General features: G+C 42.4%; 12 protein-coding genes and 1 pseudogene. 7 read left to right on the top strand and 6 right to left on the bottom strand.

All coding sequences use genetic code 11. From position 1 onward, the window contains the following. Positions 1-37: 37 nt before the first annotated feature. The 4 genes from AC0L4E_RS13520 to AC0L4E_RS13505 all read right to left on the bottom strand — a co-directional run bounded on the left by AC0L4E_RS13520 (position 38) and on the right by AC0L4E_RS13505 (position 4,140). The gene (locus AC0L4E_RS13520; protein WP_473679606.1) at positions 38-1,480 is read right to left on the bottom strand and encodes a DUF3300 domain-containing protein; all 1,443 of its coding nucleotides are present in this window, start codon (positions 1,478-1,480) and stop codon (positions 38-40) included. Between the two features lie 145 nt (positions 1,481-1,625). Continuing rightward, positions 1,626-2,951, bottom strand: a complete 1,326-nt coding sequence (locus tag AC0L4E_RS13515; protein WP_473681656.1) for an ATP-binding protein — start codon at positions 2,949-2,951, stop codon at positions 1,626-1,628. Positions 2,952-3,079: 128 nt separating this feature from the next. After that, positions 3,080-3,754, bottom strand: a complete 675-nt coding sequence (locus AC0L4E_RS13510) for a response regulator transcription factor (RefSeq protein ID WP_473679605.1) — start codon at positions 3,752-3,754, stop codon at positions 3,080-3,082. A gap of 2 nt (positions 3,755-3,756) precedes the next feature. Next, positions 3,757-4,140, bottom strand: coding sequence for a PepSY domain-containing protein (locus AC0L4E_RS13505; protein WP_473679604.1), 384 nt, complete (start codon positions 4,138-4,140; stop codon positions 3,757-3,759). 333 nt (positions 4,141-4,473) lie between these two features. Between AC0L4E_RS13505 and AC0L4E_RS13500 the strand changes: the two are divergent. From AC0L4E_RS13500 to AC0L4E_RS13490, 3 genes and pseudogenes are all read left to right on the top strand, one after another. Next, positions 4,474-5,024: pseudogene (locus AC0L4E_RS13500) on the top strand (cytochrome b). Positions 5,025-5,141: 117 nt separating this feature from the next. Continuing rightward, the gene (locus tag AC0L4E_RS13495) at positions 5,142-5,360 is read left to right on the top strand and encodes a hypothetical protein (RefSeq protein WP_473679603.1); all 219 of its coding nucleotides are present in this window, start codon (positions 5,142-5,144) and stop codon (positions 5,358-5,360) included. A gap of 232 nt (positions 5,361-5,592) precedes the next feature. After that, entirely contained in the window at positions 5,593-6,591 is a 999-nt protein-coding gene (locus AC0L4E_RS13490; protein ID WP_473679602.1) for a choice-of-anchor H family protein, read from the top strand. A gap of 114 nt (positions 6,592-6,705) precedes the next feature. Here AC0L4E_RS13490 and xseA read toward each other — a convergent pair whose 3' ends face one another. Further along, positions 6,706-8,034 carry an exodeoxyribonuclease VII large subunit gene (gene xseA / locus AC0L4E_RS13485; protein ID WP_473679601.1) on the bottom strand — a complete coding sequence of 443 codons (1,329 nt, stop codon included), beginning with the start codon at positions 8,032-8,034 and terminating at the stop codon, positions 6,706-6,708. Positions 8,035-8,155: 121 nt separating this feature from the next. Here xseA and guaB point away from each other — a divergent pair, with 121 nt between their 5' ends. The 3 genes from guaB to tadA all read left to right on the top strand — a co-directional run bounded on the left by guaB (position 8,156) and on the right by tadA (position 12,030). After that, positions 8,156-9,628 carry an IMP dehydrogenase gene (gene guaB / locus AC0L4E_RS13480; RefSeq protein ID WP_220753066.1) on the top strand — a complete coding sequence of 491 codons (1,473 nt, stop codon included), beginning with the start codon at positions 8,156-8,158 and terminating at the stop codon, positions 9,626-9,628. Positions 9,629-9,778: 150 nt separating this feature from the next. Further along, a complete protein-coding gene (gene guaA, locus AC0L4E_RS13475) occupies positions 9,779-11,356 on the top strand; it encodes a glutamine-hydrolyzing GMP synthase (RefSeq protein ID WP_473679600.1) in 1,578 nt (525 codons plus the stop codon). A gap of 77 nt (positions 11,357-11,433) precedes the next feature. Beyond that, on the top strand, positions 11,434-12,030 hold the full coding sequence (gene tadA, locus AC0L4E_RS13470; RefSeq protein ID WP_473679599.1) for a tRNA adenosine(34) deaminase TadA: 597 nt from the start codon (positions 11,434-11,436) through the stop codon (positions 12,028-12,030). Positions 12,031-12,212: 182 nt separating this feature from the next. Here the strand turns inward: tadA and mltF are convergent, their stop codons facing one another. Continuing rightward, a complete protein-coding gene (mltF, locus tag AC0L4E_RS13465) occupies positions 12,213-13,676 on the bottom strand; it encodes a membrane-bound lytic murein transglycosylase MltF (protein ID WP_473679598.1) in 1,464 nt (487 codons plus the stop codon). Between the two features lie 397 nt (positions 13,677-14,073). Between mltF and purL the strand changes: the two genes are divergently transcribed. Then, the gene (gene purL, locus AC0L4E_RS13460) at positions 14,074-17,955 is read left to right on the top strand and encodes a phosphoribosylformylglycinamidine synthase (protein ID WP_473681654.1); all 3,882 of its coding nucleotides are present in this window, start codon (positions 14,074-14,076) and stop codon (positions 17,953-17,955) included. The last annotated feature ends 117 nt before the right edge of the window (positions 17,956-18,072 follow it).

Raw genomic sequence — 18,072 nt, 5'->3', positions numbered from 1 at the left:
TTCGTTAGTTCATCATTGAGTTAATCAATCACTTTAGTTATCTAGCCTTTTGTTGAGGCGCAGATGAACGATGTCTTGAATGACTCTTACTCGAAGAGCGGTTATGACTTTTTGATTGTGCTGTTGATCTCTGTGTTGTTGCTCTTTGGTTCGACGACCTTTGAGTTGTCGCTCTTTGTGTCGAAGAACGCTGCGTAGCGGCTCGTTGGTTCGATTGCTTATAATGAGTTGCCTTATTTGACGAACTCGGACTTTGCGAAGCTTTATGTTGAGAAGCCTTATGCTGCGACGTCTTATAATGCGAGGTGTTATAACTTGGCGACTTGTATTTGCTCGAGTTATTCGAACGGTTGTGATTCACCTTCGCCGTCTGATTGACCGATTTGTTATAAGTGCTTTTGTTATGACTCGCTGTATTTCTTTTATTATCCTTTAATGCCTTGTTAACGCGACTCTGTTGCGACTGTTTTGCGTAGTTGGCTTTATGCTTACTATTAACCGGCTTTACTGCTGGGTTATGTGAAGGCTTATGAACTGGTTTATGAGCAATACTGGCCTTGTTATAACGTTTTTTGTCATAACGATGGCTCACTTTTGGCGCTTTGTAAGCAACGCCACGTCGATGAGCGGGTTTATGTTTCCAACGTTGCGAACCAGTGCTGTATGCAATTTTATGTGGTTTACGGTAATAACGAGTATTACGATGGTTAACTACTACGACGCGATGATGTGACCAATGTACAGCGCCAAAGAAGTAGTTAAAGTTAATGTATACGCTAGGACCCCAATAAATTGGACGGTGTGGGCGATAATATGCGTACGCTGGATAATGCCAGTAAACTGGAGGATAAGCATGCCAGCGCCAATGACCGTAAACCACTCGCGGATCGTACACTGGTACATAAATAACTTCAGGCTGTGCTGGTTCAATAATAATCTGCTTTTCAACACGGGTAACAGTCATGTTATCCATTTCATTAAAGCTATCAGCTTCGTCCGCTTGCTGTCTAAGAGTCTGAATACTGGCAAGTACCATTGCTTCATCTTCTAAGAAGGCTTCGCCTAATTCTTGAGTCCAGTCTAAATCTTCATTTAACTTTTCAAGTACAGTCGGAAAAGCAACCAGTGCTGTTACGCTAGGATCCCAAGACTCAAGTTCAGCCTGTTGCATTTTTTGCTCGTTGCTCAAACTATTATGTTGTTGCTCCCAACGACGGGCTTGAACAATCTCAAGTGGGTAAGTCGCTGCTATTAATATATGGGTGAGCAAACTGTCTGGATAAAGGGCAATAGGCGCTAACATTTGCGCTAGCTGAGCTTCTGAAGGCTGAGTTTGCTCATATTGCGCGTCACTATTTCTTTCAACAGCATTACTTCCAACAGCATTGCTATCAACAGCCATTACCGCTGCTGATGACATTAGGCATAAGCTAATAAGCCCAGCCTTAATGAGTTTTGTGGGGATAGATAATCGGATCATTTTATCTCCAGGTACCAAACATCGGTACTTTACGAATGTTAGAGATAGCATAACTAAGTGAAAATGAACGTAAGATGAAAGCTAATCACGCAAGGGGAGTTATTTGAGAAAAATGCCGATAATTAAAGCGGGTTTACATAGTAAGCTAGCTGGCAAAGGTTACTGTAAATTTAGCGCCACCATATAGCTCTGATTGGGAAACGGCTAGTTCACCTTGATAGGTCTTCACTAAGTCTTGAACGATAGCCAAGCCAATACCGTGACCTTGGTGATAAGTGTCAGCGCGAATACCACGTTCGAATACATTTTGGCGCTGTTGCTCAGTGAGCCCGTCACCATCATCTTCAATAATAAAACGTAGAGTTGAATCAGTTTGCTCTACCGATAAACACACTTGTGATTTTGCAGCCTTACAAGCGTTATCCATTAAATTGCCAAGCATCTCGTGTAAATCTGCTTCTTCACCCTTAAACATTAGCTTTGGCTCAGCTTGATAATCAATATCCACATAAGATTGCTGATAAATTTTTGCTAAGGTTCTAATGAGTTTACTGGCTACATCATCGATGCTTATGCCTATATGCCAAGCTTGATTAGCGCTGGATTTCGCTTTGTTTAGTTGATAACTAATGATGTTATTAATATTGGTGGCTTGCTCTTTTGACTCAGCACTTAAATCAGTTTGGCTTTGCAGTACCGCTAACGGGGTTTTTAAACTATGGGCTAAATCAGCGAGTGCATTTCGGTAACGCTGCCTTTGTTGCTGCTCTGTGTTAAGTAAAATATTGAGTTGATTAGCCACCGCATTTAATTCGTTGGGGTAATCCTGTTTTAAGCGAGTTTGTTGACCCTTATCAACCAGTGCAAGCTCTTTGGTAAATTGATTTAATGGTTTTAACGTCCAAAATAGCCAAATCCCTTGTACGAGTGCCAGTACCAACATTAAAACAATCAGCCAAGTCCATAAGGTGGTATTAAACTCACTAATCTGTTGTTGATAATCGGCGTCATCTTTAACAATGTGAACTGTGATTGCCAGCGGCTTTTCATTGGTTTCAAAACTAACGCTAAAGCTATAAACCACGTGGTTGTTATCGCCATTGCCGGCTAAATCATCAAAGCTAACTTGAGTCAGGGCTCCTTGCCCCATCAGTGGAGTAGGCAGTGCTAAGGCTGTTGAGCTGGTTGTTGGCAGGTTTAAACCAAAAAAGGATTCGGAATACCAAAGCAGTTGATTGTCTGAGGTGATCAGCGCATATAACCCTGAGCCAATGACATTAAACTGATTTTCTATCAGATAATTAGGCATGACGACTTGATCGTCTTTAACCTCGGCGACCGCAAGCACTGAATAAACATAAGCTCGCAGTTGATTGTTTATCGATTGAGTAATTTGATGTTGGAAAGCGCTATTAACAGTCACGCCGATCAGCGGCAGTAATACTAAAATTAGTAATAAACCGCTAAGCATCAACCGAAACTTGAGTGAGTTTACGCCGCCAGATAAAAAGGCTTTTTTAGGAGTGTTAGACCAGCGTGCTTTAAATGAACTTAGCCCACTGGTTAACTTACTTATAGCAGCAAACCTCATCATGGCAACTAACTTAATTGTCGCAGGCGATAACCTTGACCGCGCAAGGTTTCTATCAATTTATAATCGCCATCGGGGTCGAGTTTTTTACGTAATCGACGAATAAACACTTCAATCACATTAGAGTCTAAATCAAAGTCTTGATCGTAAATATGCTCAATTAAGGTGGGCTTAGAAATCACTGCACCTTGGTGCAGCATGAAGTATTCAAATAGCTTAAATTCAGAGCTGCTAAGGATGATTGGATTTTGTAAGTGCTTCAATTCAAGGGTACGAGTGTTAAGGCTAAATGGCCCGTTAGCCACAATAGGACTAGCTTGTCCTGCTGAACGTCTAATTAGGGCATTTAGGCGGGCAACCAGTTCTTCTGGTTGAAACGGTTTAGTTAAATAATCATCCGCGCCAGAATCTAAGCCCAATACTTTATCTTGCCAGCCATCACGGGCGGTTAAAATCAAAATAGGGTAATCAATTTGCTTATTTCTCAGTTGAGTAATTAAGCTCAAACCATCGATTTTAGGTAAGCCAACATCGATAATAGCGGCGTCATACTGATATTCTGTCGCTTGGAATAAGCCATCTTCACCATCCGATGATATATCGACACTATAATTCGCGGCTTGTAAATGCTCAGATAAGTTACGCTGCAAGCCTACATCATCTTCAACTAACAATATTCTCATGGTTAATTCCTCGAAACTGAACCAGTACGTGCATTAACGGTGGCATAAAATACCATTCCCTGATTAGAGAGCATTTTGACTCTGTAACCTGGCGAACCGCCTACTTTTGTCGATTGAACTGATAACACTTTTGCAGAATATTGTCGTTTGGCGAGTTGAGCTGCCTGTGAGGAGCTTTTAACTGCTAAAGATTGAGACTTACCTGAGCCACCCTTTGATTTGTTATTGAAGCCTGGGTGTTTGAAGTTTACTGAAGATGACATGGAAATAGCACTGCTGATATTGCCTGTCACTGACAATGGGGCAGCCTGAACAGACCATGTTGTCATTGAAAACAACATGAAAGATAACAGGGTAATGCCTAATTTGTTGATTAATCTGCTCATTCGCGGCGTCCACATCAATATATATCTTTAAAATCAGTTCTCAGTGTAAAAGATCCCTTTCAATATAGAAACATCTGCATAACCGAAAATCACCTAGCTCTAGTGACGATGTTAATTATGGGGGGACTTAAATGAATAGAAGATGAATGGCAAAAGATCTATTGGAGGATACAGATGAAAATGAACAACTTAAATGTGCAAAGTTATGTCAATCGAGTTGTAGTACTAGGCGATAACCTTTAAGTTTACAGGGTGATTATTTTGTTGTTTCAAAATGCGGCGCTAGTTGAAATATAGCTGAGCATTTGAATAAATTTACACGGAGAAAATGAAATGCAACTCGACACCTCGACGACTTTGAGCCCTATCACTCGAACGCTACACTGGATTGTCGGTGTTGGCATGATTTCTCTGCTTGCCATTGGCGTATTTATGGCAGAAACCAAAACCTATAGCCTGTATTCTTGGCATAAATCATTTGGCTTTATCATCTTTTTTGTAGTGCTATTACGCGTGCTGTGGCGTATCAAAAATGGTTGGCCATCTCCAGCAGGTAACTACACTCAAATAGAACATAGTTTGAGTAAACTTGTACATGGCTATTAATTCTAGGCACCTTATTATTGCCTATCTCTGGCTTTTTAATGTCGTCATTAGGTGGTAATGGAGTTGATGTATTCGGGCTTGAAATTGTTGCGCGCAATGTTGACCCTGCTAACCCTCAAAAAGCACTGGCACATTATCCGCAGATCGCTTCATTTTTTCATAGCGTTCATCATTGGGCTGGCTATGCCATTATCGCATCGGTATTTTTACATGTGGTAGGTGCGCTAAAACATCATATTATTGATAAAGATAATACCTTGAAGCGCATGCTTAAATAATATTGCTGTAATTAAGGTATGAACTTTTTGAAGTAAAATAGAGAGACGTGCTCTATTTTACTTCAGTTATAAAATAACATACGTTAATCTTTCTGAGTCTATTTAATAAGGATATTTATGGATTTTAAAAACAACAAATGGATTTGTTTTACCCTTGTAATATGTCCAATCATTATCGTGTTTAGTGTCTATGAATTGGGGCGGTTATTGGGTTATCTAATTTATTCAGATAATGCCTTAGCGTCCTATGCAAATGTTGGCCAGCTTGGTTTATTTGCAGCTGCGATTTGGGCTATAGGCGAGTTATATCGAACATACAAAGCTTTGAATCCGTAGGAGCAATAATTCCATTTTTTGAGTCATAGATTAACTACTTTATTTAGTCATATTCCTTTCTACTTCCTTTCTGTTTTATTCCGGCGCCAACTATTTATTTAGCTTTGGCGCTTTGTTTGTTCATCTTGCATTCATTTTAAGTGTTCTTAAATAAAGGAACTTAAATAACATTCGCACACCATGGGTTAATTTAATTAATTTTGGTGCTGATTCTGAATGAGAGGGAATAATGATGGATATTCAAATTAATAAGCAAAATCGCTTCAATCAGATGGCGACAGTTATTGGATGCGTATGGATGCTGACACTCAGTTTACCCGTAACAGCACAAGATACGCTTAACCCAAATATCATTGTGGTGAGCGAAGGGCGGCAAGTAAATAACGCATCGTTTGCTGTTGGAAGTGCTCCCGCTTTGACCGCAGAGCAGCAACAATCATTAAAATTGTTAGTGGCTGAAGAAAGAGCGAAGCGTCAAAGTGATATCGCCCAAGGTAAACCTATAGCTGTACGGGCTAGTCGTGAACAAATCACTTCTGAGCGTAAGGCGGGAATATTGTCAGCGGCAGCACAGCGAAGCGTTAATGATGCTAATGCTATTGAAAAAGCATCCGCTGAAAAGGCCAAAGTGTCAGATAGCGCAACTGACACTAACCTTGGATTAAATCAAGAATCTAATCATTTATCTAATCATGTGCGGCAGCAATCAATTGTCGGTTATCGTGATTTTGATATTTATGATGCTTATAGTCGTTTGTTCGACGATTTTGATGAAGATGGGTTTTATCAAACTTTTAGTGTGACCTTTGATGCCGATGTCTATGGTTTTACTCAAGGTGAACCTGCCAATGTTTATGCAGAGCTTTATTTAAGTCGTAATGGTGGACCGTGGGAGCATTATTATTCTACTGAAGTATTTACTATTTATGGTGATGCTACAGACGATGACTACGAGGTACTCACAACCTTAGCCCAAGGCTATAAAACCGATTATTACGATGTGTTGATTGATTTATATGAGCTAGGTTATGAAGACATTGTTGCGACATTAAGTGCCGATGAATCTGACGGTTTATATGCTTTGCCACTGGAAAGCAGTGACAGAGATGAAGTGTACGAACAAGAGTATGTTGAAGTGGTAGAGACTGAAGTGATTGTCAGTGGCGGTAGTGTGTCATTAACAGCTTTGTTGATGCTATTGATGATGAGGCTTTATCGTCTTAAGGCATAAGTTAAACATTAAGTTTTTAGACGAGCCTAAAAAAGTCATCCCGCTCATGGCGGGATGACTTTTGTTTTTACTCAGAACAGAACGGATGCACTATAGAGCTATAGCATTATTGCTCTACTGAACAACTGACTTAATCTCACCTTGATTTAGGGTCGTGGTCAGTGTGTCGCCAGCATTAACTTGCTCAGCATTATTTAAAATCTTCCCTTCAGCGTCACGGGTAATACTGTAACCACGGCTTAATGTAGCTAATGGACTAACGGTTTCTAGCTGATGGGCACTGTAACTCACTTGCTGATTGGCATTGGCAAGCCTTGCTTTCATTGCTTCTTTTAAACGGCTGGTGAGATAACCCACTTTGTTTTGCTCTAAGGTTAACTTATGAGCGGGTGATCGCTGTTGCAGTCGGCTTTTAAGTTGTTGCTGAGCTAGCGTGGCATTAGCAAGCTTATGACGCAGGGCTGATTCAAGCTTTAACTGCATTTCATCAAAGCGCTGCTCAAGTTGTTGTAGTTGCCTCTTAGGATCTTCACGTTGCAACTGGTGGTTTAGCTCAGTCAGCTGTGTGCTTTGGTGTAATAAGTAATGACGCATAGCTTGGCGCAATCTTGAAAACGTCAGGTTGAGCTTTTGGGTTTTATTGCCCTTATCGTCCGATAATAATTCAGCACCCGCAGACGGAGTCGGGGCGCGCACATCTGCTACATAATCACTGATAGTGGTATCAATTTCATGGCCCACAGCGCTGACAACGGGCAGGGCGCTATTATAAATCGCGAGTGCTAGGTCTTCATCGTTAAAGCACCATAAATCTTCTAATGATCCACCACCACGTGTAAGCAATAAGATATCGACCTCTAAACGTCTATTGGCCGTGGTAATTGCATTGATGATTTGTTTCGCTGCTGTCGCGCCTTGTACTTGGGTTGGGTAAACCACCACTTCAATTGATGGGTCGCGAGTAGAAAGCACTTTAACCACATCACGAACCGCAGCTCCAGTTGCCGAGGTAATAACACCAATTCGTTGAATATTTTGTGGCAATGGACGCTTGGTTTCTGTTGCAAATAAGCCTTCGGCCGCCAATTTAAGTTTAAGTGCTTCATATTGCTGTGCCAGCAATCCATCACCAGCTGGCAACATTGACTCAAGCAGCAATTGATAATCACCACGGGGTTCGTAAACACTGATGGAGCCTTTAACTAATACTTGTTGACCATTAACCGGTGTGAAAGGAACCGTTTGATTACGACCTTTGAACATCGCACAACGAATTTGTGAGCGACTATCTTTTAATGTCATATACCAATGACCTGAATTTGGGGAAACAAAGTTCGAGATTTCGGCCTCAAGCCACACCTTTCCTAGCTCACCTTCAAGCAGCTGGCGGACTTCACCGTTTAATCGGGAAACGGTGTAAACATTATTTTTCGAGCTTTTCATCAAATTCAACCGACCAAGAGTATTTTTTCACTATTTTCCATTTACCAACCTAAATATGCAAGGTATAATCCCGCCGCAATATTTACCCTTTCTAAACCCTACACTTTCTGGGAGATGTTGCATGTTAAGATTAAGAAATGACGCACTAACATTTGATGATGTACTACTAGTGCCTGCTCACTCAACCGTCCTCCCAAATACCGCTGTTCTGAAAACTCGTCTGACTAAAAAAATTGAATTAAACACACCTATCGTGTCTGCAGCTATGGATACCGTAACTGAAGCTCGCTTAGCGATCGCGATGGCGCAAGAAGGTGGTTTAGGTTTTATTCATAAAAACATGACGATTGAACAACAAGCTGAAGAAGTACGTAAAGTTAAGATTTACGAAGCTGGTATCGTTCAACAACCTGTGACAGTAACACCAAGCACTACGCTTGCTGAGCTTAAGCAATTAACTGAACGCAATGGCTTCGCTGGTTACCCAGTGATTAACGATGCGAATGAGCTTGTCGGTATCATCACTGGTCGTGATGTTCGCTTTATCACTGATTGGAGCCGCACAGTAGAGCAAGTTATGACGCCGAAAGATCGTCTTGTCACTGTACTCGAAGGCACTAAGTTAGATGAAGTTCAAACGCTAATGCATTCACACCGCGTTGAAAAAGTATTAGTGGTTGATGACAACTTCAAGCTTAAAGGCTTAATCACGGTTAAAGATTTCCAAAAAGCAGAGCGTAAACCAAATGCATGTAAAGATGAATTAGGTCGACTACGTGTTGGCGCAGCTGTTGGCGCTGGTGCAGGTAACGAAGAGCGTGTTGAAGCATTGGTTAAAGCCGGTGTTGATGTATTGCTAATTGACTCTTCACACGGCCATTCAGAAGGCGTTTTACAACGTATTCGTGATACTCGTGCTGCCTTCCCTGATTTACAAATTGTTGGCGGTAACGTAGCAACAGCTGAAGGTGCTTTAGCCTTAGTTGAAGCAGGTGTTGATGCCGTTAAAGTCGGTATTGGCCCAGGATCAATTTGTACTACTCGTATCGTTACAGGTGTTGGTGTTCCGCAAATTACAGCAGTATCAGATGCTGCAGAAGCGATTAAGCATTTAGACATTCCTGTCATTGCAGATGGCGGCATTCGCTTTTCGGGTGATTTGGCTAAAGCATTAGCTGCTGGCGCGTCATGCATCATGGCAGGCTCAATGTTTGCTGGTACTGAAGAAGCACCGGGCGAAACTGAGTTATACAACGGCCGTGCATACAAGTCATACCGTGGTATGGGTTCTTTAGGTGCAATGACCCAAACTCAAGGTTCATCAGACCGTTACTTCCAAAGCGATAACGCTGCTGACAAATTAGTACCAGAAGGTATTGAAGGTCGCGTTGCATACAAAGGTAAGTTGAAAGAAATCATTCACCAACATATGGGCGGTTTACGTTCATGTATGGGTCTTACTGGTTGTGCAACCATTAAAGAATTAAATGAAAAAGCTGAATTCGTGAAAATTACATCGGCAGGTATGGGCGAGTCTCATGTCCACGATGTGACGATCAGTAAAGAAGCGCCGAATTACCGTAGCGGTTCTTAATTAAATAAAGGCGGCAATGTGATTGTCGCCTTTTTTCAATCTGCATAATGTAATTAACGCATTTATGAGTGACGAGTTTATTCGTAAAGCGCTTAATGCGTTTAGATTGAAGTACACCTACTCTAAGCAAAACCAGATATAAGGTATCCCATGAGCAACATTCATGAGCATAAAATCCTGATCCTAGACTTTGGATCGCAATACACGCAGTTAATCGCCCGCCGTATTCGTGAAATCGGTGTTTATTGTGAGCTTTGGGCTTGGGATGTATCTGAAGAGCAAATTAAAGAATTTGCTCCTAATGGCATCATCTTGGCCGGTGGCCCTGAAAGTGTGACGGCAGATAATTCGCCTCGCGCTTCTGAATACGTATTTAATGCTGGCATACCTGTACTGGGTATTTGTTATGGCATGCAAACCATGTCTGAGCAATTAGGCGGTAAAGTTATTCAAGGTGTTGGTGAAGGTGAATTTGGTTACGCACAAGTTGAAGTGCAAACTGAATCAGCATTATTCAAAAGCATTGAAGATGCTATCAGTGCTGAAGGCAAGCCATTACTTGACGTATGGATGAGCCACGGTGACAAAGTATCAGAAATTCCTGAAGGTTTTGTTACTGTCGCTAAAACCGAAACATGTCCTTTTGCTGCCATGGCAAACGAAGACAAAAAATTCTACGGTGTACAGTTCCACCCAGAGGTGACACACACTCGTCAAGGTAAGCGTATGCTTGAGCATTTTGCCCTTGATATCTGTGGTTGTGATGCCAACTGGAAGCCTTCATCAATCATTGAAGATGCTATTGAACGCTTGAAAAAGCAGATTGGTGATGACGAAGTTATCTTAGGTTTATCAGGTGGCGTTGATTCATCGGTAGTGGCAATGCTGCTGCACCGCGCTATTGGTGACAAACTAACGTGTGTATTCGTTGATAATGGCTTATTACGTTTGAATGAAGCTGAGCAAGTGATGGATATGTTTGGCGATCACTTCGGACTTAACATTGTTCACGTTGATGCGGAAAACCGTTTCCTAGACGCGATGGCTGGCGAAGCAGACCCAGAAGCTAAGCGTAAAATCATTGGTCATGTATTCGTTGATATCTTCGATGAAGAATCAAAGAAATGCGTTAATGCTAAATGGTTAGCTCAAGGTACTATTTATCCTGATGTGATTGAGTCAGCTGGTAGTGCAACAGGTAAAGCCCATGTGATTAAATCTCACCATAACGTTGGCGGATTGCCAGATGATATGGAAATGGGATTAGTTGAGCCATTACGTGAATTGTTTAAAGATGAAGTACGTAAAATTGGTTTAGAACTAGGTCTGCCATACGACATGCTTTACCGTCATCCTTTCCCTGGACCGGGTTTAGGTGTGCGTGTTTTAGGTGAAGTGAAAAAAGAATACTGTGACTTATTACGTTTAGCTGATGCTATCTTTATTGAGGAGCTGCATAAAGCAGATCTTTACAATAAAGTCAGCCAAGCATTTACGGTATTCCTACCAGTACGTTCAGTTGGCGTAATGGGTGATGGTCGTAAATACGATTGGGTTGTATCATTGCGCGCTGTTGAAACCATTGATTTCATGACTGCACATTGGGCACACTTACCATATGACTTCCTAGGTCGTGTATCTAACCGCATCATTAACGAAATCGACGGTATTTCGCGTGTGGTATATGATATTTCAGGTAAGCCACCTGCAACAATCGAATGGGAATAAGCTCCGATTAGATTGAAAAAAGGCGCTTAGGCGCCTTTTTTATTGCAACTAAAATAGAACGTAAATAAGAGACACTAATGACTCAAGCCAAAAACAACACTTATGCTCACACTCATCAAGTAAAGCAATTAACTGATGAAGAGTTAACGCAGCGTGATATTCAAGATGAGAAGTGGATGCGTGTGGCAATAGAGTTGGCGACAAAAGCAGAAGCCTTAGGTGAAGTACCTGTGGGTGCTGTTTTAGTTAAAGATGATCAGATGATTGCATCGGGTTTTAACTTGAGTATTACTGAACACGACCCGAGTGCTCACGCTGAAATGCAGTGTATACGCGCAGCAGGGAAAATCCTCGAAAACTACCGCATGTTAGGGGCAACCTTGTATGTCACCTTAGAGCCATGTCCAATGTGCGCGGGCGCGATGATCCACAGTAGAATTGAGCGAGTGGTATTTGGCGCCAAGGATTTAAAAACAGGAGCGGCGGGCAGTGTGATTAACTTATTACAAGACTCGCACTTTAATCACCAATTAACGGTTGATTCAGGCGTGTTAGCTGAAGAGTGTGCGAGTCAATTGAGTCAGTTTTTTAAACGTCGCCGTGATGAGAAAAAAGCACTTAAAAAGCTGCTAAAACAGCAATCAGACTTGTTGCTGCAAAAAGGCAAAGAATAGCTTTTGACGATTTAGCATTCTACGTTGTTTTAATTTAATACTGCTGCGACGGCGAGCATTATTATTCATATTCGGTCTTCTCATTATTCACCTACTTTAAGCTACGGATACACGGTTATGATAAACCGTTTTGATGACTGTTTTATTGCGCTGATGCCTGCGCAATTTTGCTAATGGCGGACTTATTTCGCTGACGATTGAGTAATATCTTCAGGGTTTTCGGTATTTTCTGCATTAAGACTGCTGGCATCATCAAGTTCAGTTTCAACTTCTTCTAACGATTCTTGCTGTCTGTTTTGATTGTCTACCCAGACTAACGTGTCGTAATAGCGGCGAATATTATCGACATAATGGGCGGCTTCACTGCCTCTGGCGTAACCGTAGCGTGTGTGCTGATAATATTTGCGTTGCTGTAATAAGGGTAAAACTTGTTTTACATCACGCCAAGCACTGGGATCTTTACCCATGCCGTCGGTAATTTTACGGGCATCTTCTACATGACCTAAACCAATGTTGTAGGAAGCTAGGGCAAACCAAATTCGCTGACTATCAGGGATTGAATCTGGTAATCGGTCGATCATTTTTTGTAGATATATAGCGCCGCCGCGAATACTTTGCTCAGCATCTAAACGGTTATCAACACCCACAGAGCTTGCTGTAGGCTGGGTGAGCATCATCATGCCGCGAACACCAGTTGGCGAGCGAGCTTTAGGGTTCCAGTGTGATTCTTGATAACCCGCTGCCGCCAGTTTTCGCCAATCTAAATCACCTGCATACTTTTCAAATAAGGCTTGGTATTCAGGCAGTACATTATCAATCGCGCGAATAAAGGCGCGAGTATCAACATAGTCAAAACGCTTTACATGGCCAAAATATTTTTCATTTAAATGTTCTAAAGTGCCATTTCGCTTTTGGATATGCCAAAACGATAACAATGAACTCAATAAATGATCGCTATTAACCGGTGGAAGTAACCACACCACCTCGGTCTTTTCATCCAGTACGATACCTTCTCGTAGTTCGGGTAAATAACGTTGATTGATAAGCAAGCTGTTTGAGTCTGCAATGGTGTAGAGCACTTCACCTGACGCCACCATTGAGAGCAATTCTTCATTGTTTTTATCGTAGACCTGCTGCCAAGTTAAATTGGGATTGGTTTGCTGCAGTTTAATGACGGTCTCAACGGCTGCTGATTCAGGGATAACCGTAATGTCGCCCTGAAGGTTATTAAAGTCGCGAGGTTTAAGATTACCAGATTTGTATATCAGTACTTGATTAACTTCATAAAGGGTAGGGCCGAGCAAGAACTGTTCGCGGCGATTATTGGTTGTCGTAATAGCGGCAGCGACAATATCAATTTCGTTTAGGTGCAGGGCGTCAAACAATAACTCTCGACTATGATACGGTACCATTTCTAATGGCACATCGAGGTACTTGGCAAACTTTGCCGCCATTTCATAATCAAAGCCACTCTCGCCTTGATCTGAGTTTAAGTAGGTTTGCGAGCCGTAAAGGGTCCCTACCTTTAACACGGTACGATCAGGCGTATGTTCAATAAATTCTGTTGCTTTCATATTCGCTTGATGACAAGCGCTAAGTAGCAAGCTTATTGAAATAATTGAGACTATCGTTATTAGTTTGGTCATGTCCCTCGAAAAATGAAGTGAGTAGGCTGGAGATAGAAATTAGTCGTTAATAGGCACGAATTCTCTAGCTTGTCGCCTATTTGTACTTCAAAGCGTCATTTAAAAAATCTAACTCTATAAAGATACTGTAGCAGTAGTTTTGTATTTCACCTAGTCTAATGCCATTGGCTGTTAAATTATACGGTTGAATTTATTAGTAAAATCGAATTTAAAAAAATAAAATAATAATGAAATGTTGCTGAAACATTACTACGAAAACTAGCCGATTATTTTTGATTGTTTTCATTAACGGGAAACACTGTTCTAGCAAGCCTTCTTAGGTGATTTATAAGGTGTGATTCCCTATAATAGCGCCAATTCTTACCCTGCCAATATAATCATAAGGTGAATTGACGTGATTGAGATCATTCGCGGAGCCCCAGCACTTTCAGCTTTTAGAATCCAAAAGCTTATGGAGGCCTGTGAAACTGCAGCCCTTCCTGTTGAGCAAATCTACGCTGAGTATGTCCATTTAGCTGATATCAGTGACAAGCTTGACGATAAAGAATATCAACAGCTTGAAACGATTTTAACCTACGGACCTGCCATTGAATCTCATGCTCCAGAAGGTTCATTATTTTTTGTTACTCCTCGTCCGGGCACCATTTCTCCTTGGTCTTCAAAAGCAACTGACATTGCTAAAAACTGCGGTTTAAGCAAAGTAAAACGCCTTGAACGTGGTGTTGCTTATTACGTCGCAGGTGCGTCACTGACCACAGAGCAATTAGCGCAAGTTAAAGGCCTAATTCACGACCGTATGGTTGAAGTGATTTTACCTGAGTTTGCTGCAGCATCTGTGTTGTTTGAGCGCACTGAACCACTACCGTTTAAGAGTATTAATATTCTTGCAGAAGGTCGCCGCGCGTTAGAAGTCGCCAACGTTCAGTTAGGCCTGGCTTTAGCAGAAGACGAAATTGATTATTTAGTGGATAACTTTGTTCGCTTAAACCGTAATCCTAACGACATTGAATTAATGATGTTTGCTCAAGCTAACTCAGAACATTGTCGTCATAAAATCTTCAATGCTGATTGGACTATTGATGGTGAAGTGCAGCCTAAATCATTATTCAAAATGATTAAGAACACCTTTGAAGTTACCCCAGACAATGTGTTGTCAGCTTATAAAGATAACGCAGCGGTAATGAATGGTAGCGTTGCGGGTCGCTTCTTCCCAGATCAAGACGGTGTGTACAACTACCACACAGAGCCAATGCACATCTTGATGAAAGTGGAAACTCACAACCACCCAACAGCAATTAGCCCATACCCAGGCGCAGCAACAGGTTCAGGCGGTGAAATCCGTGATGAAGGCGCTACAGGTCGTGGTTCAAAACCTAAAGCGGGCTTAACTGGCTTTAGTGTATCTAACCTTAAAATCCCAGGGTTTGTACAACCATGGGAAGGCGATTACGGCAAACCTAGCCGTATTGTTACGCCATTAGAAATTATGACTGAAGGCCCATTAGGTGGCGCAGCATTTAACAACGAATTTGGTCGTCCAGCACTTGTGGGTTACTTCCGTACCTACGAGCAAGAAGTATCAAGCCACAACGGTGTTGAAGTCCGTGGTTACCACAAGCCAATCATGCTTGCTGGTGGTCTAGGTAACATCCGTGAAGACCATGTTCAAAAAGGCGAAATTACTGTCGGCGCTAAGCTGATTGTTTTAGGTGGCCCAGCAATGAACATTGGTTTAGGCGGCGGCGCTGCTTCATCAATGGCATCTGGCCAATCTAGCGAAGACTTAGACTTTGCTTCAGTACAACGTGAGAATCCAGAAATGGAGCGTCGTTGTCAGGAAGTCATCGATCGATGCTGGCAGATGGGTGATGACAACCCAATTCAATTTATTCACGATGTGGGCGCGGGCGGTTTATCAAATGCCTTCCCTGAGCTTGTGAATGATGCAGACCGAGGCGCACTATTTAACTTACGTAATGTGCCTTCTGATGAGCCAGGCATGAGCCCACTTGAGATTTGGTGTAACGAATCACAAGAGCGCTACGTGATGTCGGTTGCGCCAGAGAACTTAGAAACGTTCAGAAAAATTTGTGAACGTGAACGTGCGCCGTTTTCAGTCGTAGGTGATGCAACAGAAGAGCAGCACCTAACCCTTGAAGATAGCCACTTTGATAACAAGCCAATTGATTTACCGCTTGAAGTGCTGTTAGGCAAGGCACCTAAAATGAGCCGTGATGTGGTGTCAGCAAAAGCGACCTCACCAGCTTTAGAGCAAGGTTCAATTGATATTAAAGATGCGGTTTCTCGTATCCTACATTTACCAACCGTTGCTGATAAGTCATTCCTTATCACCATTGGTGACCGTTCAGTAACAGGTTTAGTTAACCGTGACCAAATGGTTGGCCCTTGGCAGGTACCTGTTGCCGATTGTGCCGTTACCGCGTCAAGCTTTGACAGCTACGCTGGTGAAGCAATGTCAATTGGTGAGCGTACTCCGCTAGCATTATTAGATTTTGGTGCATCAGCTCGTATGGCCGTTGCTGAATCAATTTTAAACATTGCCGGTACTGATATTGGCTCATTCAAAGACATTAAGCTTTCAGCTAACTGGATGTCTGCAGCAGGTCACCCAGGTGAAGATGCTGGTCTTTATGAAGCAGTAAAAGCAGTCGGTGAAGAACTTTGTCCAGAGCTTGAGTTAACTATCCCAGTAGGTAAAGACTCAATGTCGATGAAGACTGCTTGGAATGATGAAGGTCAAGACAAGACAGTGACATCACCAATGTCGCTAGTGATCACCGCATTCGGTGTGGTTAAAGACGTTCGTCACACAGTGACTCCAGAACTTCGCACTGATAAAGGCGAAACTGAGCTGCTATTAGTTGATTTAGCTAAAGGCCAAAACCGTTTAGGTGGTTCTTGTTTAGCACAAGTATTTAGCCAACTTGGTGATGTTGCACCAGATTTAGATGATGCAGCAAGCTTACGTGGCTTCTTTGAAGTGATTCAGCCATTAGTCGCCGAGCAAAAAGTGATTGCTTACCATGACCGCAGTGACGGTGGCTTATTCACCACACTGGTTGAAATGGCATTTGCTGGTAACACAGGTCTGAACATTGATTTAGCTGCATTAAACGGTAACGACTTAGAGCGTTTATTTAATGAAGAACTTGGCGCAGTTATTCAAGTCACTCAAGCTGATAGCGCAGCGATTAAAGCACAATTTGCCGCCGCTGGCGTTGATTGTCATAGCGTTGCGACATTAACTGCTGATGATAACATCACTGTAGTTGACGGTGAGCGCGCAGTATTCAGTGATACTCGTGTCGCACTTCGCACTATGTGGTCAGAAACGACTTACCGCATGCAAGCTATGCGTGATAACCCAGAATGTGCCAAAGAAGAATTTGAGCTTAAGCAACAAGCAAAAGACCCAGGTCTGACGGTTGATTTAAGCTTCAACCCAAGTGAAGATGTTGCCGCGCCATATATCTTAAAAGGCGCAGCACCTAAGATGGCGATTATTCGTGAGCAAGGCGTTAACTCTCACGTTGAAATGGCCGCCGCATTTGACCGCGCAGGTTTCGAAAGCCGCGACGTTCATATGTCAGACATCTTATCGGGTCGCATTAGCCTTGAAGAATTCCAAGGCCTAGTGGCTTGTGGTGGTTTCTCTTACGGTGACGTACTGGGCGCAGGTGAAGGTTGGGCTAAATCAATCTTATTTAACGAACGTGCTCGCAGTGAGTTCTCACAGTTCTTCGAACGTGATGCAACATTAGCGCTGGGTGTGTGTAATGGTTGTCAGATGTTATCTAACCTGAAAGAAATCATTCCAGGTAGTGAGCATTGGCCACACTTTGTCCGTAACCGTTCAGAGCGCTTTGAAGCCCGCGCAAGTTTGGTTGAAGTACAAAAGAGCCCGTCGTTGTTCTTTGCTGGAATGGAAGGTTCACGCATGCCAATTGCTGTATCACATGGTGAAGGTCGCGCTGAATTTAAATCTGTTGAAGCACTAGCAGCGGCAGAAGCCTCTGGTACAGTGGCACTGCGTTATGTTGATGGTAATGGCCAAATCGCAACGCAATACCCACAAAACCCGAATGGTTCGCCAAATGCGATTACCGCATTAACGACAACAGACGGTCGAGTAACAATCATGATGCCGCATCCAGAGCGTGTATTCAGAACTGTTGCTAACTCATGGCACCCAGACGAGTGGGCAGAAGACAGCCCATGGATGCGTATGTTCCGTAACGCACGTGTTAAGTTAGGTTAAGCTTTACTTAACCTAATATTGAGTTAACAGTAAAAAGGCGACCAAATGGTCGCCTTTTTTATTGGATAGGACTTGTAAAAATAGACCTAAAAACGAATGCTCTTTTTAGAGAGGGTA

The organism is Shewanella sp. GJ50-10, from assembly GCF_055808815.1.
This window is presented reverse-complemented; position numbering and strand designations above follow the sequence as displayed.